Origin of the sequence: Sporolactobacillus inulinus (assembly GCF_006539285.1) — a bacterium.
Taxonomy (GTDB): Bacteria; Bacillota; Bacilli; order Bacillales; family Sporolactobacillaceae; genus Sporolactobacillus; species Sporolactobacillus inulinus.
This window is the reverse complement of sequence record NZ_BJMS01000070.1, coordinates 1-19576: the sequence shown is the minus strand read 5'-3', so window position 1 is coordinate 19576 and position 19576 is coordinate 1. Positions and strand designations below refer to the sequence as shown.

General features: G+C 41.5%; 22 protein-coding genes. 12 read left to right on the top strand and 10 right to left on the bottom strand.

What is annotated here, in order from left to right:
• Position 1: 1 nt before the first annotated feature.
• Positions 2-685, bottom strand: a complete 684-nt coding sequence (locus SIN01_RS10260) for an MFS transporter (RefSeq protein ID WP_084688983.1) — start codon at positions 683-685, stop codon at positions 2-4.
• Between the two features lie 546 nt (positions 686-1231).
• On the opposite strand from SIN01_RS10260, the gene SIN01_RS10255 reads away from it, so the two are divergent.
• A complete protein-coding gene (locus SIN01_RS10255) occupies positions 1232-1828 on the top strand; it encodes a hypothetical protein (protein WP_141306052.1) in 597 nt (198 codons plus the stop codon).
• A gap of 507 nt (positions 1829-2335) precedes the next feature.
• On the opposite strand, the gene SIN01_RS10250 is transcribed toward SIN01_RS10255, so the two are convergent.
• Positions 2336-2881 (bottom strand): DUF6241 domain-containing protein, encoded by a 546-nt coding sequence (locus tag SIN01_RS10250; RefSeq protein WP_237760178.1) that lies wholly within the window; start codon positions 2879-2881, stop codon positions 2336-2338.
• Between the two features lie 200 nt (positions 2882-3081).
• On the opposite strand from SIN01_RS10250, the gene SIN01_RS10245 reads away from it, so the two are divergent.
• Entirely contained in the window at positions 3082-3807 is a 726-nt protein-coding gene (locus SIN01_RS10245) for a glycoside hydrolase domain-containing protein (protein ID WP_010025344.1), read from the top strand.
• Positions 3808-4005: 198 nt separating this feature from the next.
• Here SIN01_RS10245 and SIN01_RS10240 read toward each other — a convergent pair whose 3' ends face one another.
• The 4 genes from SIN01_RS10240 to SIN01_RS10225 all read right to left on the bottom strand — a co-directional run bounded on the left by SIN01_RS10240 (position 4006) and on the right by SIN01_RS10225 (position 5757).
• Positions 4006-4632 (bottom strand): hypothetical protein, encoded by a 627-nt coding sequence (locus tag SIN01_RS10240; RefSeq protein ID WP_010025343.1) that lies wholly within the window; start codon positions 4630-4632, stop codon positions 4006-4008.
• A gap of 99 nt (positions 4633-4731) precedes the next feature.
• A complete protein-coding gene (locus SIN01_RS10235; protein WP_010025341.1) occupies positions 4732-5043 on the bottom strand; it encodes a hypothetical protein in 312 nt (103 codons plus the stop codon).
• 154 nt (positions 5044-5197) lie between these two features.
• Complete coding sequence (locus SIN01_RS10230; RefSeq protein ID WP_010025339.1) at positions 5198-5422, bottom strand: hypothetical protein; 225 nt, start codon at positions 5420-5422, stop codon at positions 5198-5200.
• 20 nt (positions 5423-5442) lie between these two features.
• On the bottom strand, positions 5443-5757 hold the full coding sequence (locus SIN01_RS10225) for a BhlA/UviB family holin-like peptide (protein ID WP_010025337.1): 315 nt from the start codon (positions 5755-5757) through the stop codon (positions 5443-5445).
• A gap of 190 nt (positions 5758-5947) precedes the next feature.
• Here SIN01_RS10225 and SIN01_RS10220 point away from each other — a divergent pair, with 190 nt between their 5' ends.
• The 5 genes from SIN01_RS10220 to SIN01_RS10205 all read left to right on the top strand — a co-directional run bounded on the left by SIN01_RS10220 (position 5948) and on the right by SIN01_RS10205 (position 9483).
• Positions 5948-6133 (top strand): hypothetical protein, encoded by a 186-nt coding sequence (locus SIN01_RS10220; RefSeq protein WP_010025225.1) that lies wholly within the window; start codon positions 5948-5950, stop codon positions 6131-6133.
• A gap of 324 nt (positions 6134-6457) precedes the next feature.
• On the top strand, positions 6458-7141 hold the full coding sequence (gene bacL2, locus SIN01_RS10215; RefSeq protein ID WP_010025226.1) for a BacL2 family protein: 684 nt from the start codon (positions 6458-6460) through the stop codon (positions 7139-7141).
• 29 nt (positions 7142-7170) lie between these two features.
• Positions 7171-7860, top strand: coding sequence for an N-acetylmuramoyl-L-alanine amidase (locus SIN01_RS10210; protein WP_010025227.1), 690 nt, complete (start codon positions 7171-7173; stop codon positions 7858-7860).
• Positions 7861-8141: 281 nt separating this feature from the next.
• On the top strand, positions 8142-8288 hold the full coding sequence (locus SIN01_RS15055) for a hypothetical protein (RefSeq protein ID WP_156994768.1): 147 nt from the start codon (positions 8142-8144) through the stop codon (positions 8286-8288).
• 619 nt (positions 8289-8907) lie between these two features.
• Entirely contained in the window at positions 8908-9483 is a 576-nt protein-coding gene (locus SIN01_RS10205; protein WP_010025228.1) for a hypothetical protein, read from the top strand.
• A gap of 139 nt (positions 9484-9622) precedes the next feature.
• Here the strand turns inward: SIN01_RS10205 and SIN01_RS10200 are convergent, their stop codons facing one another.
• Entirely contained in the window at positions 9623-10111 is a 489-nt protein-coding gene (locus SIN01_RS10200; RefSeq protein ID WP_010025229.1) for a hypothetical protein, read from the bottom strand.
• A gap of 226 nt (positions 10112-10337) precedes the next feature.
• Between SIN01_RS10200 and SIN01_RS10195 the strand changes: the two genes are divergently transcribed.
• Complete coding sequence (locus SIN01_RS10195) at positions 10338-12539, top strand: glycoside hydrolase domain-containing protein (protein WP_010025232.1); 2202 nt, start codon at positions 10338-10340, stop codon at positions 12537-12539.
• Here SIN01_RS10195 and SIN01_RS10190 read toward each other — a convergent pair.
• Positions 12532-12954, bottom strand: coding sequence for a hypothetical protein (locus SIN01_RS10190; RefSeq protein ID WP_010025234.1), 423 nt, complete (start codon positions 12952-12954; stop codon positions 12532-12534). The genes SIN01_RS10195 and SIN01_RS10190 overlap by 8 nt on opposite strands.
• Positions 12955-13311: 357 nt before the next feature.
• Here SIN01_RS10190 and SIN01_RS10185 point away from each other — a divergent pair, with 357 nt between their 5' ends.
• On the top strand, positions 13312-13500 hold the full coding sequence (locus SIN01_RS10185) for a hypothetical protein (RefSeq protein ID WP_010025235.1): 189 nt from the start codon (positions 13312-13314) through the stop codon (positions 13498-13500).
• Between the two features lie 547 nt (positions 13501-14047).
• Here the strand turns inward: SIN01_RS10185 and SIN01_RS10180 are convergent.
• Together SIN01_RS10180 and SIN01_RS10175 are read right to left on the bottom strand one after the other, a co-directional pair.
• Complete coding sequence (locus SIN01_RS10180; protein ID WP_010025236.1) at positions 14048-15682, bottom strand: hypothetical protein; 1635 nt, start codon at positions 15680-15682, stop codon at positions 14048-14050.
• Positions 15683-15685: 3 nt separating this feature from the next.
• Positions 15686-16483 (bottom strand): ABC transporter ATP-binding protein, encoded by a 798-nt coding sequence (locus SIN01_RS10175; RefSeq protein WP_172969029.1) that lies wholly within the window; start codon positions 16481-16483, stop codon positions 15686-15688.
• A gap of 290 nt (positions 16484-16773) precedes the next feature.
• On the opposite strand from SIN01_RS10175, the gene SIN01_RS10170 reads away from it, so the two are divergent.
• Genes SIN01_RS10170 through SIN01_RS10160 form a run of 3 tightly spaced genes read left to right on the top strand, consistent with a single transcriptional unit; the run spans position 16774 to position 19436 of the window.
• Positions 16774-17541, top strand: a complete 768-nt coding sequence (locus SIN01_RS10170; protein ID WP_010026895.1) for an ABC transporter ATP-binding protein — start codon at positions 16774-16776, stop codon at positions 17539-17541.
• Positions 17542-17589: 48 nt separating this feature from the next.
• Positions 17590-18408 (top strand): ABC transporter permease, encoded by an 819-nt coding sequence (locus SIN01_RS10165; protein ID WP_010026896.1) that lies wholly within the window; start codon positions 17590-17592, stop codon positions 18406-18408.
• An 8-nt stretch (positions 18409-18416) separates the two neighbouring features.
• Positions 18417-19436 carry an ABC transporter substrate-binding protein gene (locus SIN01_RS10160; RefSeq protein WP_029548281.1) on the top strand — a complete coding sequence of 340 codons (1020 nt, stop codon included), beginning with the start codon at positions 18417-18419 and terminating at the stop codon, positions 19434-19436.
• Positions 19437-19576 lie beyond the last annotated feature (140 nt).

Below are 19576 nucleotides of genomic sequence, written 5' to 3'. Positions count from 1 at the left end.
ATTATGCTTCCTGATATCTTAAGGTTTTGCTAATAACCACGAGTACACAGAATATTAGAACCGCCACGAGGAACACTCCCCGATACCCGAATAAATTAGCAATAAAGGAGCCGAGAAATGGACCGATGACGATTCCCGCAGATTGAAAGGATTGGTTATTTCCAAAAATACTGCTGGACATTGAGATTGGTGTATTTTTGGCAAGCAGGATACTAACTGCAGGCATTAATGCCGCATCGGAGAGCCCAATAAGCAGTTGCAGAATTAATAATTGCCAAATGTTCGTGACATAAGCCATTGGCAACAAGAAACAAATAGTCGCTAACAAGCACATTTTAAGGATTCTCTCCGTACCTATACGATCCCCTAGTTTGCCAAAATAGGAAGACATCACTAAGCAAGCAACTCCAGGCACTGAATTTGCCACTCCATTCATTAAATTCACATTTCCGGTATTGTTCATTAATTGTGCCACATACAAGGGCTGTATTGGACTGATCGAATTGTTTCCGATTTGAATGAGCAGGGTGATCAAGTACAAATTCACAATGATTTTCTTCTTCTGCAAATCGTTAAATCTCACCCGCTGCTGCGATGAGCTCTTTCTCCATGGGCGATGGTTCGTTTCGTAAACACCGAAAAGATTGGTAAAGAAGACGACAATTAATAAAAAGCTGGTGAGCAAAAAAAGTTAATCTGTAGCCAAGCAGTGAGCCGATTACTCCTCCTAATAAGGGACCAAGCAGTGAGCCTGTTATAAAACCCGTAGCTAGAAGTACCTAAGGCATAACCACTTTTCTTCTTAGGCACTTCTGCAGCCAATAAAGCATTCGTATTGCTAAAATAGCCAGCAAACGCACCAAAAAGGGAATAGGAAGAATTACAGTTTCAACAATACTGCTGATTTACATCCGATTCTGCTAAAAATAGGTGAACTTTACCAACTAGAAAACTTTACTTGGTTAATAATCTTGGTGAATGTAAAGCATGTGTGATTTAAAAAAAGTAAATAACAAGTCACAGAATTCTATATGAAATCAACACATCTTATCGTAACCGAAAAAACACAAGGAGGAAATAACATAGGGGCAAAGTTTAATTCATCGATAAATCAGCTTTTATCCATGCTGGTTCACATGGAACAGATGATGCGTCATTGTGTCGATTGTCTAAACATCGGGGAATACAAACGACGTAAGTCGTGTTCATTCTAAAAAACAAGGAGACGATTATGATGTGGGTTTATGTTTCGCATAATGGTGATGATCCTGGTAATGCGAGTAGTGGAAAGTATTATTATATGACAGGTATTGTAAACCCTGTGTATGATAGTGCGTCATTCAAGCATTTTGACAACACTAATAAAGTGTGGAAAGTATCAGAAAACGGTGGAAGTGGTACTGTATGGTATCCGGATTCACAAGGTAGATATGGTGGATATATGAATGACAATGATAGTTGGGGTCTGTATAGACTTAGCGCAATGAACCGTTCAGTCTATGGAGATAGTTGGGCGTCAAGGGACGGAATCGGTTCAAAATATACGTTGCGTCACGACTGCAAGTATTATTATATTTATGACATCGCTTATTCCTATAAAGGCATTATCCCAGCCGGTTCTATTGTAGAAATCAAATACGGTTACGGATACACGCCGAGTGAACTCAACAATTTTAAAAATACCGCATATGATGGAACAGCGCACAAGAGTTTTAGCGGCTGGTGGGACACAAGTGGTCATTTTCACGATGTTGGCGGTGGAAAGTATTATTTATTAGATCCCGATTTTGATTATCGTCCGAACGATTATAAAATCAACACAAAATGACATGTTTCTGCAAATGGACGGCATCTGATTCGTCCATTTGCGTGCAGAAAAATTTCGACATGGGTTCGTAAGTCGACATGAAATGAAACTGGCATTGCCTCTAAATTTGGAACATCCAAATGTGGTTTAAATCTAAATAGGGTAAATGAAGATGCGAATTGATCAGTTCATCAAAATTTACGGCTGATCATTTCGTGGCAGTCTTTTGTGAACACACTGGAGAGAACGTATAACATGGATTCGTTGGACGAAACCTTGGACATCGACAAAAATGGCCGGAATTCATTTAAATAGTACGAAGACATATGGAGATGCTAGAATGAATTTCGCTGTATAGAAGAACAACATGATCGTTAGGAATTCCCCGTTTCTTCGTTTTTTGGCACGATGAACACTATGGGTTAAAAAGTTTCCAGTATTGAAAATAGCCAGTGAAAATAGGGCATAATATCACAAAAACGAGTAAATATGAGAAAAGGAGACAGACGCTGAATGAGCGGCTGTCTTTCAATATATTTGCAGATTTTCGATTGTCCTTTGATCTATCTGAAGTTGAGAAAAATCATTTGCCTTCCATCGTTTCAACACTTTGTTGTAAACATTTTTATGTTTCAGATCCATTTTATCAAGCATTATAGCTGACAGCAACCAATCAATACGTTTGTAGGATATTTCATTCTTGTCGCGGACCATTCGTAGTATGTACCGCTGAATATCGCTGTCGTCGACAATTCCACGATTTTTGTATTCGTCACCGAAGGGATTCGGATTCTGTATTACATCAAGTCCCTTTTTACTTTCTTCACTCGAGAGATCTTTTGAAGGATATTTTTCCGCATATTGTTCTGGAGTCAATCCCATATCTGATGGGGTCATCGACAGAGATTCATTTGAAGTCGATTTCAATTGTTCAACAGATGATTTTTGATGATTCTGTCTTTTTTGCGTGTGTCCATAGACTTTTTTTGGATGCATGACAAGCAGATTATTTGCAAAAACAAATCCCGCACTGGCAACTATCACTATCAATGATCCTAATGTAACTGCCCGCATTACCTTCACTCGATCTCCCTCCCCTTGTTCACATAATAGATTAATTGTCTTTGTGTTTCAATATTTGTATTGTAAAATAATTTTTAAGATGTTGTGTTTTAGAGATTCAATCAACACCCCAATATCCATTACCTTGCGGCAATAATTTAAACCGTCTTTGATTTTATAAAGGGACCCACCAACTTTATCAATTGGAAATAATGGAGTATTCGTTAAACTTTTACAATGCATTGTACGTTAATGGTTATGATCCGGGAGTCTTTGATGGAGTCTACGGGAATGGGGTTAAAAACACTGTTATTGAATTTCAGGAATTTGTTGCATTAACTGCTGATGGAATTGCCGGAAAACAAACTTGGCTATCTCTTCTTCAAAGCAAGGGAGACCCTAATCGCATGGGAACGGCTTGTGACTGTGTCACAGAAATTACCTCCTCTAAAGCGCAGGCATTAAAAGATGCTGGATATAGGACGGTGGGACGCTATCTTGTAAATGTTGTTGAAGGAAAGGATAAAAAAATCAAGCCCAATGAGTTAGACGTTATTTTTAATGAAGGATTAATGGTCTTCCCAATTTATCAAACAGTTGGTGATGGGTCGGGATATTTCAATCGAAACCAAGGGAAAATAGACGCACAAGATGCTTACACTGCGGCAAAAAATCATGGTTTTAAAAGTGGTACTACGATATATTTTGATGTTGATTATGATGCTTTGGGTAATGAAATAACGAGTAATGTTCTTCCTTATTTTCAAGGAATTAATCAGCAAATCAACTACCTTGATAGTTACTATAAAATAGGTGTTTATGGGCCAAGAAATGTATGTACACAGGTATCTGAGAGAGGTTGGGCAGCTACAAGTTTTGTCAGTGACATGTCTACAGGTTTTAGCGCTAATTTAGGCTACCCATTACCAACAAACTGATACTCCTTTCTCCCAGATAAAATCGATGTTCAAAAGGGATGACAATCGTCGCGTTTTTATTTAATGCACAATAATCATGCTCATTTCTAATGTCTATCGTATGAAGTAAATCAAATGAAAGTCAAAGCCATACCAAAAAATTCTAAGGTGGAGAAAGAGTGATGCGATCTTTTCACTCAATTTGAACACGCCTAAAATTTAGTCTAGTTTTGATTCCAGGTAGCTGTGGATGGCTTCAGATTTATTGCCATAAGTACGAGTGATACCATAGAACTTTGAACCACCGTTTAGCTTACGACTTAGATCAGAGATGATCTCGTAAAGGTAACGGAGGGATGGTTCATCATCATAACGTTGAACTTGAAGAAACAAAGCACCGGCATTGTTTAGATCATTTAAAATCTCAGATTCTCCAAAATCCCGATTCTGTAATTTTGCGAGATTTTCGCCAAATTTTTCCCAAGATGGATCGCGTTGCAAGTCGCTCGCAGCCGAAAAGTCATGACCTTTAACGGTCACTTCGTCCAGATACGTCTTTGCTCGGCGCAATGTTTGCTTTGCCGCAGACTTGTCCTTATATGCCACTTGATTCTTATAGTGAGGGTAATCCAACGTGAGTGAGAAGGAATACCAAGCATCCTTGTATGCATGCTCTTTCCCGGTCCGTTGCGGCAGATTGTCGTGGCTTTCTGAAGCAGGAAGAAGCAGCTTTCCATCTGGAGTTGTTACACTTGTTCGGGTCCGCCCTTCACCATTGGCTGAGCTCACAGTCAGTCCAAATAATACCATGCTAATGATTGAGACAATAGAGAAAATCCTCTTCATGGATACAAGCCTCCCTAAAAAAGTAAATCCATTATATACACTACCATAGTGGCAATTACCCAACAAATAGAAGGCGCCCCTAGGAAGGGACGCCATTGGTTATTTAGTTAAAAAAATATCCTTTGATTGAGCCGTTAATACTGGATCATTGTCGAAATTGTACCAAACGATGAGAACATAGTAGGTTCCTCTTGGATCACTTGGTAAAATTCCGAGTGAATCTGTTAATGTAGCTTTCGTGTTGGTTTGGACAACAGTGTCGGCAACGATTGCTGAACCACTTGTTTTGTGAATCAACATGACCATTGCTTTTGCATGGTTAGCTGGATTATAAGGTGTGCAACTTGCAGTTACATCAACTGAGGTTGCATTTGGTGAATAATAAGTAGCGTCTGTATTAACGTATGCCATAAGGACATACCTCCTATATAAAATATTTTATTTGCGATGTTGTGCACCACTCACGACGGTATATGTGGTGTGTGTCTTACGTTTTGTGACCTATAACAAAGGTCGTTTCTTCTAAAGTTGATCAAGACGTAAAGCGGAAATTCATTCGAGGCGGTCACTTTTTAGTAGGCATTTTTGATATATCAAAAAGACCACTAGCTGCAAGTCCAATGGCAAGTCCATTAAATACATGTTCTTGAATGGTTCCTGAGATAAATGTAAAACCTGCTGCGATGCCGATTGCCAACGAAATTGCAGGCATGATTTTGGAGGGTACGTACAGCTTTATCAGCTGGCATAAACCAGTAACAAGCGCTACGATAACAACGAGTTGAAACATATTAGCTCCCTCTTTCTAAATTATTTGAGTTCCGTTCGATCGACTTTATGTTCAAGATCAACACGAATTTCTTGGACATCAGCAGCAATCCTTTCATATTGAGTTGCAAGCCGCTCAAATTGTTTTGCCATATTGTCAATGAAATTAGTCAATTTCGCCTCTCGATCAAGGCATTCTTTGCGAAGCATACTGGCTTCATCACGAAGCTGATCTTCACGTGTCGCCGAGATCGTCTGTTGCCTTCGCCCCTCGCGTAATGTATAGAAATAGAGAGTAATGTATAGAATGGCCCACAATCCTTGCTTTGCCGCCTCTGTGATTAAAAGATCTGTCAATAATTTGGTCACTCCTTTCTTTTGGCACAATATATGAACCTGGCTTACCTGCTTCAAAATAATGTGTTGAATAAAATTAAGATTTGTGTCAGCTTTTATTTATTTTGTTTTATTGAAAACATGTTTACTTTTATCTTGAAGAAGCTATAATTGAGTTATGATGAGCTTTTTAGACAGGAGAGATATCCAAGTGGCTAAACGACCTTTTGCGATCAGAGTAGATCAAGTTAATGTGGATCGATTCCGCGCTTTGTCAACGATTAAAAGAATGGATGGTGCTGAACTATTTGCGGAGCTCTTAACACGAGCAGAAAAAGATTTGAATGCTAAAGAGTCAAACGCATATAAAACTTTGTTAGAGCTATGGCGCAGCTAATCCGTCGTAATGGTATAATCTGCTCCATCAAACGTAGACAAGCATTTAACAGAAGGATATGTTTTATTCAGTAGGATGAATAGTTCCGGTCGCACATTCGCTGATTTTTTCACAGTGGTGAAAAGCCTTTTCCCATAGAATGATCGATACTCATTAGTCAGCGCCCCAAGATAAGGGGGCATTTTCTTTTTTTTATAGCATTAAAAATGTAAACATGTTTTTAAAAAAATAAGTATATTTGTGTCACAAAAATTGAAATGAGTCAACACAACAAGATGAATCGGATAAACCGGAATTCATACTTGAGAGGTTGGGTCACTTATTATGAACACATCAAATTGTAAACTTTGGTCAACTGTCGAAAACTTAGCAAACCTGTATGTAAAAGCAAGTGATCAAGAAAGAAAGGAGCGGTTGTTCGAAGAGCTATTTATTCGATTAAAAAAATACATTGGAAGTTGTGCCGGAAACGCTGTTCGTCATGCAAGCCAGTTCTATCTTTCAATCCCTAAAGAAGACTTTATTTCAGCATATAATTTGTCATTATGGGAAGCCGTTAAATCCTTTGACCCAACCAAAGGCCGTTTAAAATCATTAGTTTCTTATCGTTTTAAAATGGCTGAGGCTACGGTATGGCGTCAGTACGAGACACGGGACGAAAATGAAAAAGACGGACGATCCTATGCCAAAGCGCGCTGGGATTCTCTTGACCGAAGCCTTAGTGATTCTAATGGCGACTCATCAGTAAGCTTGATCGATATTATCATAACGGAGCACCCCTCTACTGAAGACACCTATCTATCAAATCATGCATTTACTAATCTTGTTCAGGCGTTTGCCAAAAAAAATGCGCGCTATGCGAAAATCATTGACTCACTGAGTAAAGGGTATGGAGGAAATGATTTAGCACGTGTGACGGATGAAGGATATTGCTACGATGCAAAAGTTCGTAAACTCGTTCAACGGGCAAAGGATTCATTTCGAGCATTCCAATCAACTAGTGGTTAATGCGTCCATGTATAAATTGGGGGGATTGTATGATTATTTATCTGGATGCAGGGCATGGCGGTAAAGATAACGGTGCTGTTGCAAATGGACTCAAAGAAAAGGATATTACATTGGCTCTCGCGAAAAAAGTTCGCAATCATTTAGAAGAAGACTATTCCAATATTATCGTGAAAATGACAAGAAATAAGGATACGTATGTTGCATTGTCAAAACGTGCCGAGTTGGCGAATAAGGAAAATGCTGATTATTTTCTCTCCATTCATGTCAATGCAGGTAGTGGAACGGGGTACGAGGATTACATTTACAATCAATTATCATCGGGAAGTGCTACAGACAACGCTCGGACAGAGCTGCATCAAGCCATCCTTCCGGTGTTGAAGAAATACAAGATTAAGGATCGGGGGAAAAAGAAAGCCGATTACGCAGTTCTTCGTGAAACAAAGATGCGAGCTGTGCTCGTTGAAACCTTATTCATTGATACACTCAATGATGCAAAGCATTTAAAAGATCATACGTTCCTGGATGACCTTGCTTATGTTTATGCAAAAGGGGTGGCAAGCATTGCAGGAGCGAAAAGAAAGACTGAAACAAAATCAAAAACCCCTGCTGATGCCACTTACTCGGTACAGATCGGTGCCTTCCAAGACTGGGGAAATGCTGAACTACTCGTAAAAAAAGCAGAAAAGGCAGGATTCAAACCATTCATTAAAACGAATTAAGTAGCCTTGAAGAAATCAGTTTCAATCAAAGAATCGAAAAGTATAATCAAACGGATAAAGCTATGAATATTTCTGCGAACTCAGCTCATTGCAAATTGAGCTGAGTTTATCTATAATAAAATAAAAAGGGAACAAATGTTCCTATTTATCTGGGGAGCGCCATGAATGAAGCCCGCTACGGGGGGAGTGTGCATTTTAATATTTTTGGTGAAGAACAATTATAAGGGCACTGATGGAACCATCTTAGCAGAATAGTAAACTTTTCGATTGAAGGTATGCTTGTGAATGATGATGACAAAATCAATGTAATTTTTGAAACCGAAGACAATCACGATCATGATCACGAAATGGTTGCTCTTGTTTTTTTAGTCAAGGAAAATACCTTTTGTGAAGATAACTATGAATTTATTGATGGTTACTCACAATAACCAAGGAGATTGTTTAGAGGGTGGTAAGGCGTATTGGAAGGGAAATTACAATGATTTCCTGTCCAATGCTTTATGTCGTCTTGATAAAGGCATTATTTATCCAAATGATCCCTTTGTTAACTATTTTGTAATTTCTTCGGTCACACCAAATGAACCGGTAAAAAAATTTATTCTTTCAAATCTCCCAAAAGTTAGTTTGCAGACTAGCTTTATTTTTATGATTCCATAAGTTGGTTTCTGACATGCTTTCCACATGGAATAAATTCTTAAGACCTATCTGTCACATTGTCGTGTGAACGCCGACACCTTCAACTGTAAGACAACAGTATATGCCGAAAGGTAAGGGGTATTCATGAATTAAAGAGAAAAAACTTTGCCGCGAGTGGAGGTGTGATAATGCTTATTTGGCCTGGTGTCGAAAGCGCATCAGCAAAAGGTCTAATCATTGAAACAAAAGAGGAACAACGCCCTGATCGAATTCTTCATTCTACATCGTCATGTCGCATCGTTTGATCAACTTTCGATAAAATTCGATTGTCGATGAAGCAAAGGATATTTACGGATAATGATGGCGTGGTGATTTCACCATTGCTAATTTAAATAAATTGAGGTGATATAAATGCGTTGTTATCTTATGTATTCAGGACAGCCCGGATGGGATTGTATGCTACACGCCACTGACGGTTCAGAAATTAGAGCGCGTTTTGGGCAGATATGCTGGCTGAAAGGATGGACTTCAAACGGCGTTCGCTTCAGTATTCGAGATTTACACAATACTGTTCCTAATGACAACTATCCTGATTTTTATGCTTGGGATGCTGGCTCAGATCATTTTGAAACTGAGGCATGGGATTATACTTATGGAGCAGGATTTATTATGAGATTATGTCCACTGTATGACTTTAATGTTCACAGACATGGTTCAGGATATCGGTATCTTGATGGGTCAAAATATGGTCTTAATGAAGGGGTAAATATTTATGATAATAACGGGAATAATTTTGGATATATTGGAAAAGATTGCAAAATTTTGATTCCTAATGGTAATTATGGATATACACCGTCATGGGACGTTCACGGAAAAATATTTGTTTCTGGCTGGCAGTATCCTGATGGAGATTATCACTTACAGTCTGGGTTCATAGATCATGATCCTACTCAGTGGCCCTCTGAACATGGATTGAATACTTGGTGATTTATTATAGGCGATCCTCGGGTCGTTTTTTTTATACATACTTTTCACAAAGTGATCTTTCTTGTGAAATGGAGAAGTTTCTTCTGCGTAATTTCAACGATTAAATATTGAGTCGGATCGGCAATTGATTCGACGGTATTTATTCTTGTAGATCAAGAATTTTTTGTTTATCGGATGCAAGTTGTGAAAGGTCTTTGCTTTTCCAACGGTATAAAATGTCTGCATAAATATCGGCATGTTTCAGTTCATCTTGACGGATAGACAGAGCATACAGCAGACCTGCAACTGTAGTATCAATGATCTGATCAGGTTCGTTTGCCATGAAAGATAGATAGTTTTGAAAGTAATGATCGTCGATTAGATTTTTGGGATCCGTATTATGCGATCGGTCGAAACCGGATGTAATCACCGTTTGATTGTTATTTGTTTTTTTCATAAATACATCAAGGCCATAAGAACCGGGCAGATTACTACTCTTATCTTGGGAAGGTGCAGATGAAACTTGAGGCCCCTTTTTAGTGGTGGCAACCTCAGCGTTACTTGACCACGGCCTATATACGAGAAGACTTATCAGGCATAAAAGCACAACAAGTAACGTTCCCAGTGTGAACAGCTTTATTTTGTCCATTCATAGCTCCCTCCTTTTCCTACCACCGTACCGCAACCGCATTCATTTTTCAATATGGAAGACGATCACAGTTAAAGAAAGATAAAACAATTCAACAAGGGGATAAGTCGAATAGTAGCCCGAATAAAGGCGTTGCAAAACTTTCGTGGAAAACGTCGTCACAAAACAAGTTTCTGAGAGACACATTGAGGTGTAAGTGATTAAAAAAACTTAAGTGGGTGATTTGATGGATGAAATGGTATTATTGACGCAAAAATGGTTAAACACAACGTATAACGGACGGCATGGCTATGAGACGATTCCGGAAAATGGAAAGACCGGTTGGACGACTGTCCATGCATTAACAAGAGCACTACAAATTGAATTAGGGATTGCCGAACCAGCGGATAATTTTGGTGATCAGACAAAAAATAAATTTTCTACTCTGGAACCCGGTATGGTTGGTAATCAAATCTATATTCTTCAAGGTGCACTGTGGTGCAAGGGAATTGGACCAGGTTCTTGGACCGGTATTTTCAATGATGATACAGCCGAAACAATTATGAATTTTAAGGCTGATGCCGGCATTTCCAGTGATACGGCTTCAGTAGATAGTACGATCATGGACGCCCTACTGGATATGAGTGCCTTTGTTCTCGTACCAGGCGGAAATAGCCGCATTCGAACGATTCAACAAAATCTGAACCACGACTATTTAGCCTATACAGGACTGCAACCTTGCGATGGACTTTACGGCCGACAAACCAACACCGCTTTAATTTATGCCCTTCAAGCCGAGGAAGGCTTATCACCGTCAGTAGCTAATGGTGCATTTGGCCCATCAACAACAAGCAAATGCCCGACGTTACAACCTGGGGACTCACGAAAAGCATTTGTGAGAATTCTACAATATGCGCTTTGCGTTAATGATTTCTATAATGGAGCCTTTGACGGTATCTATTCAGAATCAGTGAAGTCAGCTGTAAAATCATTTCAGAGTTTTATGGTATTACCTGAAACCGGGATCGCAAACATGACAACGATTAAGGGACTTCTATCAAGTGCAGGAGATACAAACCGTGATGCTTTGGCATGCGATACAGCCACACGATTAACCGCTTCAACAGCACAAGTGCTTAAAAGAGCCGGATTTAGTTATGTGGGAAGATACTTAACGGGAACAGTTGGCGGCTCTACTTCAAAAGCATTAACGAGACAAGAGCTGAACTATATTTTTGATGCCGGACTAAATGCTTTTCCTATCTATGAAGATTTCCCCAAAGATGGAGGTATTAATTATTTTAATGAAACTCAGGGAGTATTCGATGCAATTTCAGCAATTAATGCAGCCGTTCAATTGGGTCTTCCTGAGGGAACGATTATTTACTTCGCTGTTGATGCTGATGCCCTTGATGGAGAAATAACGTCAAATATTATTCCATATTTTTCAGGATTGAAAAAGCGATTTACCAGTGATAATTACCCTAATTACAGAATTGGTGTTTACGGGACAAGAAATGTCTGCTCAAGAGTAACAGAAGCTGGCTATGCGGTGAAAAGTTTTGTATCCGATATGTCCACCGGCTGGAGTGGAAATCTAGGATTCAAAATGCCTAGCAATTGGAGTTACGATCAATTCCGCACCATCACAGTTGGTAACGCAACATTAGGCTTTGTAGAAGTGGACATGGATGGGTACTCAGATAGAGACAAAGGGATCAACTATGTTAAGGAGTCTGTGAATACTACTCCAACTCAAGATGAATTAGATGCAGCCAGAGTTAATGCTTTCAACAAAATTAAGAAAAACATCTCTGCTATTGAAAATTTTGAACTTCCGCCCAAAATTCAGTATGATGTTCCATTTGAAATTAGCACCGGGTTACTTAAAGTTACGATCACATTTTCTGAATCGCTTGAACCAACTAACCCTGTTGATCATGTTCTGACTATAAAAAATGGTAAAGTTCAGAATCCGTTTACTGAAGGGTTGACGGCCTTAACTCAAAAGGTTGAAGTACCAAACTCAGAGCAATATCAATCAACGATGGATGGTATCGCCTCAGCAACAAATTCAGGATATATTGTGAATAAAGTCTCTTATGATACCCCTGCAAATACAGTAAGCTATACCATCTCAACCAGTTTGGACAGTATACCTGTGACGGAGACCTATCAAACAGTCTTGTCCGTTTCAATAACGTACACGATTGATTACAATGATCCAAGCGTTCCAGAAGGCGCAAGAGTGCCCGCTGAGAATGAATTCTATAATTTAAAAAAATTTTTTATCAATGCAGCCATCGGTCTTGGGGTTTTGGGTGGGGTGGTGCTCCTTGCAGCATTACTTTACTTTACTTCTGCTGCACTTGCAACACTTGCAGCGACTGCTGCAGCTGTAGTCTCCCTTGCTGCTTTTTTACAAAACGCAGTCAATGCGTTCAACTAATCTTTTTGTATTTCTCATTAAGTACAAACGTGATACATGTTTGTACTTTTTTCTGTTGAAAATATTTAGCTGATAGTTCGGCTATTTTTTTAATTCTCGATTCGTAAAATTTTTTGCCAATCACCCAGAGTGCTGCTGCTGAAATAAGAACAGAATATAAAAGTTTGAGTGCGATTAACATGTAAACATCTCCAGTAGGAAAAGAGAATACTAATGCAACAATGGTACCTGCTGCAAATACTGATTGCATATTAGAAAAAGTACTGTATTTAGGGAAGTCATAGAGCATGAGCAGTTGTTGTAACCGATCTGTATCAAGCGTTCGTAAATAAGTAATGATTTTTTTATCACTATCATCTTCATCAGCAAAAGCGAGTAATTTTTTATAGGTGTCGATAATTTGTTGGTTTTCCATAGGACTCTCCTTTATTGATGATTGGGTAAACAATTAATGAGATTCGTATTTTCCAAAAGTTTTATTTTCCTTAATTATACATGACCCGAGCGGGTATTAAAATGGGTGAGCTGCTTTATGGGAATGGACGTACCCTAATGTTTTTGGGTTGGCAGGTCGGTTAGTTATAAAAATAAATTCTGGGATTAACAGGCAAGTAATAGGGGGATAGTGACGCAACTGCATTCATTTTTCAATCCAGATGGCACCGTTATCTACAGTGACACGTTCCTTTGGCTGTCTGATCCTATTTACAATTGAGGTTATATGATTTACGGTGATTGGAATAGACATTTTTAATAGAGGGAGGGCACTTCTATGAAGAAAGTTATTGATGTCACTTTCAGCGTCAGGCTAGTCGTGTTAGCTGTGCTGATTCTTGGCGCAATTGGAAGTGCTGTTGTAATCAAAACAGCTCAACAAGATCAGCCAAAGACACAGATTATGGATAAGAATGGCAATACGGTTGATCCACTTAAGCAGGATACAAAAAATATCGGTCAATAGTTCTCACGTTGCTGATTGGTGTAACATGATGTTTCTGAATGAACTTTGTGACACAGTAGACAATCCCATTTAAAAAAGCCGAAAAGAACTTGATCTCCTTTTTGGCTTTTATACTTGTACTTATGCAGTTGATACACTGATTCAGCATGACCTATGTTCGCATGCGTAGGTCACTAGACGATCCAGCATCAACTGAATACAAGCTTCTACACCTAAATTTTGATTTAGTGTTGACCCAGTATCCCCCCAAAGATAGACGCAGTGTAACTGTATGGAAAAACTAGCAACACAACCACCTCATTAAAACTATTCGTTTTTATCCAGCAGCGATTTTTGATTATTTTAGTTGACCAATTACACTCTTTTCGTGCATTCCAAAGTTATGGGGGAAGTTCTTTAATTATCAATATGGTTGCTGTAGGTTTGGTTTTAAATATAAAAGCAAATACTCACAAATATATGTTTGAGTCATTTAAAACAAGGCAGTCGCACCCGTCGCTTTTCGACGATGTGGCTGCCTTGTTTGTTTCGAATGGAGTTCCTTCTCTTAATCTTTTCCTCTCAATCCTGTTTTCCAAACGATCACATGGGCAACCAGCAGACATGCAATGTAAATGAATACACTGTAACCGGGAAGGACGGCGCGCACGATCGCGTGAGCGGCAGCAAACAAGCCGGCAATCAGAAACAGGAATAAAACCGTAAAGTTTCCCGTTGATGGCTGCGCATCGAACGGTTCGGAGAATGGGAACGATTCGCCCAGACAGTAATGACTGCAGATGATGGTGAAGATTGATGCAGTCAGTAAAATAGCGATGAGATCAGGAATGATTGTCCATCGGAAAAGAAGCAGGAAAACGACGGACAAAAGGAAATAAGCAGGCAAATAGAGCTGCGTGATCGTTGCCTTGAGCGCCCCGGAAAAAATAGAATGTCGCTGTTTAATCGGTGCTGCGCCGTAGATCCAAGCGCCTTTGAAGGTACTTGAGCAGCGCAGCATCATCAGCGCCGTTGGAATCACGAGCAGACTGAAATACGCGTAAAAGAATCCCGATCCTTGGCCAATCTGATGCCAGGATGATCCATGAAAATTGTTAATGAGAAAGATAAACGGAAAAACAAGCGCCATCCCTAGTGATGGGTAGACTTTTAACTTGAAGGTACGGTCCTGTTTCATCATTAATGAAGAGAAACGGAAGAACGTTCTTTCTTCCAGATTGCGGCAGAGCAGTTTGCCAAGTAAGTGATTTAGCTTTCCGGATTGCGTTCTGCTTTTTCCCGCTTGCACGGTTAATTTGATGACGGCTTGCTCAAAGGCGTTGCTGAATCGTTGGTAAATGGAAAAAAGGATAAACGGCATCAGCAGGCCAAGTAGTGCAAGCAGGCTAAGGAAAGCGGTTCGCTGCCCGCCAATCACCCATTCAATGGTTGAGGCCAACCAAAGCGGCGGAACAAACAGCTGCCACCAGGCCGGGGTGAGCGTAATATGTGTGGCTGTCACGTCAAAAGCGCGTATAACAAACTGGTAGCCAACCGCAACCGCGAGCGAAAGAAAAATTTGCACGTAGTTGATGATATCCTTTAGCCGTTCACCGTCAAAAAATTTAAGGACAAGTAAATAAACAAACGTCGTGCAAGATAAGGAAATCAGATCAATAAAAATCAAATTCAAGAGAAAAAGAAGAAAGAATCCCAAACCGAAGCGCATCAACCCGGCGATTGCCGCTGGCAGACCGAGCGCCCCGGTCAGCAAGATCAGATAGATGCAAAGGTGGACGGTTTTCGCGGCATGCAACGTTCGCGCATCGATCGGCTTTGTCCACAGGATGGCTTGGTCACGGGTATCGAGCAGCACTGACGAGAAGTCGGCGATCATTGCGGTCATCACCATAAACAGGATGATGGCGAAAATCAGACTGGTTTTAAATAAGTAATCACTGCTAAGAAAAATAAACGGGACGACAAACAAGCCGACTAGAGCATAAACCCATAGTGATTTGAGAAACAAATTGCTGTCCTTTTTCTTTTTTTGCCTGCCGCTTGCAAGGACAATCGGCATCCGGCGCGCATCCATCAGCAACTTAACGGCAAGCACATGGCGCATCACTGCATAATTGACGCCTAACTTTTCAAAGACAGGGCGCATCAAGTCCGTGATTTTTAAGAAACGACTTTCCTTCATCGATCACACCTCTTCCACGAGCGACACGAAGTCTTCGGCAATTTGCGCGTGCTGATGAAATCCGGTCAGCTGATTGAACAGGTCTTCAAGACTTCCTTCTTTATTCTGCGCGTTTAGTTCTTCAAAGGACCCGTCTGCGGCAATCTGTCCGTCATAGAGCAGGACAATTCGATCGCTGATTTTCTCGACGACGTCCATAATGTGTGAGGAATAAAAGACTGTTTTTCCGGTTTCAGCAAGTTTAGCCAGTATTTCTTTGAAGACGAGAACACTGTTTGCGTCAAGACCACTAAGCGGTTCATCGAAGAAGAGCAGATCGGGATTATGGAGCAGACTGGCGATGATTAGTACTTTTTGCCGCATGCCTTTCGAAAAGGAGGAGAGCCGGGTGTCGAAAACATTAGCGAGTCCGAATTGATTCATGAGCTGCTGCCCCTTTTTTTCGGCTTTCACAGCATCGAGGCCGTAGCATCCTCCGGTAAAGACCAGATATTCACGCGCGGTGAGCATATCGTAGACTTCGGCGGTTTCCGGCACATAGCCGATGCGCCTCTTGTAGGCGATGCCGGAGGTTTTAATATTCTCGCCAAACAGGCGCGCCGTTCCGCCGTAGCCTTGTTGAAGGCCAAGTAAAATGCGCACGGTCGTACTTTTTCCAGCGCCATTTGGTCCGATATAGCCAATGACCTGTCCGCTTTCTACCTCGAGATTGACCCCTTTTAATACCGGAGTGCCGCTATAACTCATGGTTAGCTTTTCCATGGATAGGATGGGGGCGTGTTCGGTTTCGATGATCATCATCTCCCATAATTTGTTATCCCATTAAGCCTAACATGTTTCCGGTGCGTTGTCCGTAACGAAATGAAGGCATTGGCGAGACCATTTTACCGAGTAATGACCTTTCTCCTTTTTAAATCAGTGTCATGGCGCCCATATGCTGCATATACCATGATTAGAGCCTAATTTAGTGAACGCGAGCGCGTGCCTCGATCGCTGCTACGATGGAGCTGATCGAAACCCGCGTGGCTGTTCATTTGGATGCGCTGCTTTTATGAAAAGGTTGCGCAAGCCGCGAAAGGAAGTGGTCATGTATGAGTGAGCTCAAGATTGTGAACTGCAGCAAATATTACAAAAAAAACGGTGAACCGATGTGTGCGCTTGAAAAAGCCGACATGCATGTCGAAAGCGGTCGCTTTATCAGCATCATTGGTCCGAGCGGTTGCGGCAAGTCAACCTTATTTAATATTGTCGCCGGGCTGATTCGACCATCACAAGGCACGGTGCTGCTTGACGGCAACGATATTACCCGGGAAAGCGGCCACGTCGGCTACATGCTGCAAAAGGATTTGCTTCTTCCATGGCGATCGATTTTAGACAATGTCATTATCGGTTTGGAGATTCGCGGCGTTCCGAAAAAGGAAGCACGTAAGCGGGCACTGCCGATGCTTCGCCATTACGGACTTGGCGGGTTTGAATACGACCATCCCGATGCATTGTCCGGTGGGATGCGGCAGCGAGCCGGACTGATTCGTACGCTCCTTTATGACAAAGATGTGATTCTGCTCGATGAACCATTCGGCGCGCTCGATGCACAAACACGGATGCAGATGCAGAACTGGCTGCTTAAGATTTGGCAAGATTTTAAGAAGACCATTCTTTTTGTCACCCACGATATTGATGAAGCGATTTACTTATCGGATGAAATCTATGTCTTTACCCACCGTCCCGGCAAGATCAAAGCGCGGATCGATGTCGACCTGCCACGTCCGCGTAATGCGAAAACACTGATGAACGACCGTTTTCTTGAATTGAAGCGGGAGCTGCTTTTAATGCTTCGTGAAGAGCGGATACCGGAATGAACGTGCATTAAATGCGGGAACAGTTTGCAGAGAATGGAGGTGATTGTGTTGGCAGAAAAAGACAAAAGTGCGTTAATCATTGAGGACCCAACCGTCGAGCAGACGAAACTGCGCCGGCGAGCGATTGTCGGTCAGATCATTCTTGGCGCTCTGCTTATCGTTTTCTGGGAACTCTTTAGTCGGATCGGATGGCTGGACAGCTATTATTGGAGCAGCCCGAGCACGATCGTCCGTACCGGCTGGACAGCAATCGTACATGGGAATCTGCTTCAGGATTTAGCGTATACTTCCGGATCGACCATCATTGGCTTCATCCTAGGAACGGCGGCCGGTTATCTGCTTGGGCTGACTTTTTGGTGGTCGGATCTCTATTCACGCATCTTCGAACCTTATTTAATCGCCTTTAATGCGGTTCCAAAGCTTGCACTGGCACCGGTTTTAGTCATCATGTTCGGAATTGGTTTTGATTCTAAGGTTGTGCTCGCCTTCTTGATGACGATCATCGTCGCAGCCATTGCCGCATACAGCGGCGTCGAAAATGTCGATAAAGATCTTGAGAAAATGCTGGTTTCACTTGGCGCAAAACGCCACCATGTTTTTATGAAAGTCGTGGTGCCGACAACGATACCATGGATTGTCAGCATCTTGAAAATCAACATCTCGCTTGCACTTGCGGGAACCATTGTCGGTGAATTTATCAGTTCCAGACAAGGCATCGGCCGCATGATCCTATATGCCGGCCAAGTGCTTGATATTGACCTCGTCTGGGTAGGCGTTGTTGTTCTTTCCATTCTGTCGATTGTCATGTACTTAGGGACCGTTTGGTTGGAACATGTGCTGATGAAAGGGAGAACCCCTAAATCTTAATCGGAGGAATGAATACAATGAAACGATTAAAATGGGCTGTGAGCCTGCTGCTTCTGGCTGCGCTCGTGCTGAGCGGATGCGCATCTCAAGGGTCGAAACAAAAGACCAAGAACTTAGTTATCGCCGAACCGGTACATTTAATTGCCTATTTACCGCTCTATGTTGCCATTGATAAAGGTTACTTCAAGGAAGAAGGCCTAAATGTTAAGGCGGTGACAGCAACGGGCGGTGCCCATGTGACATCGGTGGTCAGCGGCGATGCCTGGGGCGTGATCGGCGGACCAGAATCCAATCAGATTGCCAACTATAAAAGCAAAGACCCAATCACGTCGGTCGTCAATGTCGTCAATCGCGCCAATGTTTACTTAATGGCTAATAAGAAATTGAAACTGCATGGCAACAGTGACGAAGATCTTGCCAATTTTATGAAAGGCAAGACAATCGCTGCCGGACGTTACGGGGGCAGCCCAAACCTGCTTACGCGGTATTTGCTGATGAAGGTCGGTTTGAACCCGAATAAAGATGTCAAACTGGATGAACCGGCAGACGCGGCAGCTGTTGTATCGCTCGTTTCACAAGGTAAAGCAGATATGGCGAACGGCGGGGAGCCGCAGATCAATGAAGGGATTAAAAAAGGCGCTTGGAACGAACCGTTCTTCGGATTCCCGAGTCTGGGGGACTACGCTTATTCGGTCGTCAGTGTCAAAGCATCAACCATCAAAAAGGACCCTGAAACCGTGCAAAAGTTTGTCAACGCGATGCTTAAAGGGTTGAAAGTGGTCAATGAAGATAAAGAAGAGGCGTACAAGGTACTTAAAAAAGAATTTCCAACCACCCCGGACGCGAGCTTGAAAGCAGCCATGGATCGTGCTTATAAAGACAATCTTTGGAGCAAGGATGGTTATATAACCAAAGCTTCCGTCGCAAAACCGATGGATGTCGTAAAGAAAACCGGTATTTATACGCATGGTTATCAATACAATAAGCTGGTCGATATGAAATTCGTGAAGAAAGCTCAGGATAAATAATGCGAAACATATCGATCATGGAGCAGATGCGCCGCCGCATCTGTTTTTTTTTGCAGATAAAAGGTTATGATTTTGCCTCGTCTTCAAACCAATAGACCAATGTCTTGGCCAAGAATCAAAGCGGAGGTGCACGGGCGCCT

What these genes read in the sequence shown, in the direction of transcription:
- SIN01_RS10255 (WP_141306052.1), top strand. Translation starts at nt 1,232, where the DNA reads ATGATGTGGGTTTATGTTTCGCATAATGGTGATGATCCTGGTAATGCG.
- SIN01_RS10250 (WP_237760178.1), bottom strand. Translation starts at nt 2,881, where the DNA reads ATGCGGGCAGTTACATTAGGATCATTGATAGTGATAGTTGCCAGTGCG.
- SIN01_RS10245 (WP_010025344.1), top strand. Translation starts at nt 3,082, where the DNA reads ATGGAGTATTCGTTAAACTTTTACAATGCATTGTACGTTAATGGTTAT.
- SIN01_RS10240 (WP_010025343.1), bottom strand. Translation starts at nt 4,632, where the DNA reads ATGAAGAGGATTTTCTCTATTGTCTCAATCATTAGCATGGTATTATTT.
- SIN01_RS10235 (WP_010025341.1), bottom strand. Translation starts at nt 5,043, where the DNA reads ATGGCATACGTTAATACAGACGCTACTTATTATTCACCAAATGCAACC.
- SIN01_RS10230 (WP_010025339.1), bottom strand. Translation starts at nt 5,422, where the DNA reads ATGTTTCAACTCGTTGTTATCGTAGCGCTTGTTACTGGTTTATGCCAG.
- bacL2 (WP_010025226.1), top strand. Translation starts at nt 6,458, where the DNA reads ATGAACACATCAAATTGTAAACTTTGGTCAACTGTCGAAAACTTAGCA.
- SIN01_RS10210 (WP_010025227.1), top strand. Translation starts at nt 7,171, where the DNA reads ATGATTATTTATCTGGATGCAGGGCATGGCGGTAAAGATAACGGTGCT.
- SIN01_RS10205 (WP_010025228.1), top strand. Translation starts at nt 8,908, where the DNA reads ATGCGTTGTTATCTTATGTATTCAGGACAGCCCGGATGGGATTGTATG.
- SIN01_RS10200 (WP_010025229.1), bottom strand. Translation starts at nt 10,111, where the DNA reads ATGGACAAAATAAAGCTGTTCACACTGGGAACGTTACTTGTTGTGCTT.
- SIN01_RS10195 (WP_010025232.1), top strand. Translation starts at nt 10,338, where the DNA reads ATGGATGAAATGGTATTATTGACGCAAAAATGGTTAAACACAACGTAT.
- SIN01_RS10190 (WP_010025234.1), bottom strand. Translation starts at nt 12,954, where the DNA reads ATGGAAAACCAACAAATTATCGACACCTATAAAAAATTACTCGCTTTT.
- SIN01_RS10185 (WP_010025235.1), top strand. Translation starts at nt 13,312, where the DNA reads ATGAAGAAAGTTATTGATGTCACTTTCAGCGTCAGGCTAGTCGTGTTA.
- SIN01_RS10180 (WP_010025236.1), bottom strand. Translation starts at nt 15,682, where the DNA reads ATGAAGGAAAGTCGTTTCTTAAAAATCACGGACTTGATGCGCCCTGTC.
- SIN01_RS10175 (WP_172969029.1), bottom strand. Translation starts at nt 16,483, where the DNA reads ATGATGATCATCGAAACCGAACACGCCCCCATCCTATCCATGGAAAAG.
- SIN01_RS10170 (WP_010026895.1), top strand. Translation starts at nt 16,774, where the DNA reads ATGAGTGAGCTCAAGATTGTGAACTGCAGCAAATATTACAAAAAAAAC.
- SIN01_RS10160 (WP_029548281.1), top strand. Translation starts at nt 18,417, where the DNA reads ATGAATACAATGAAACGATTAAAATGGGCTGTGAGCCTGCTGCTTCTG.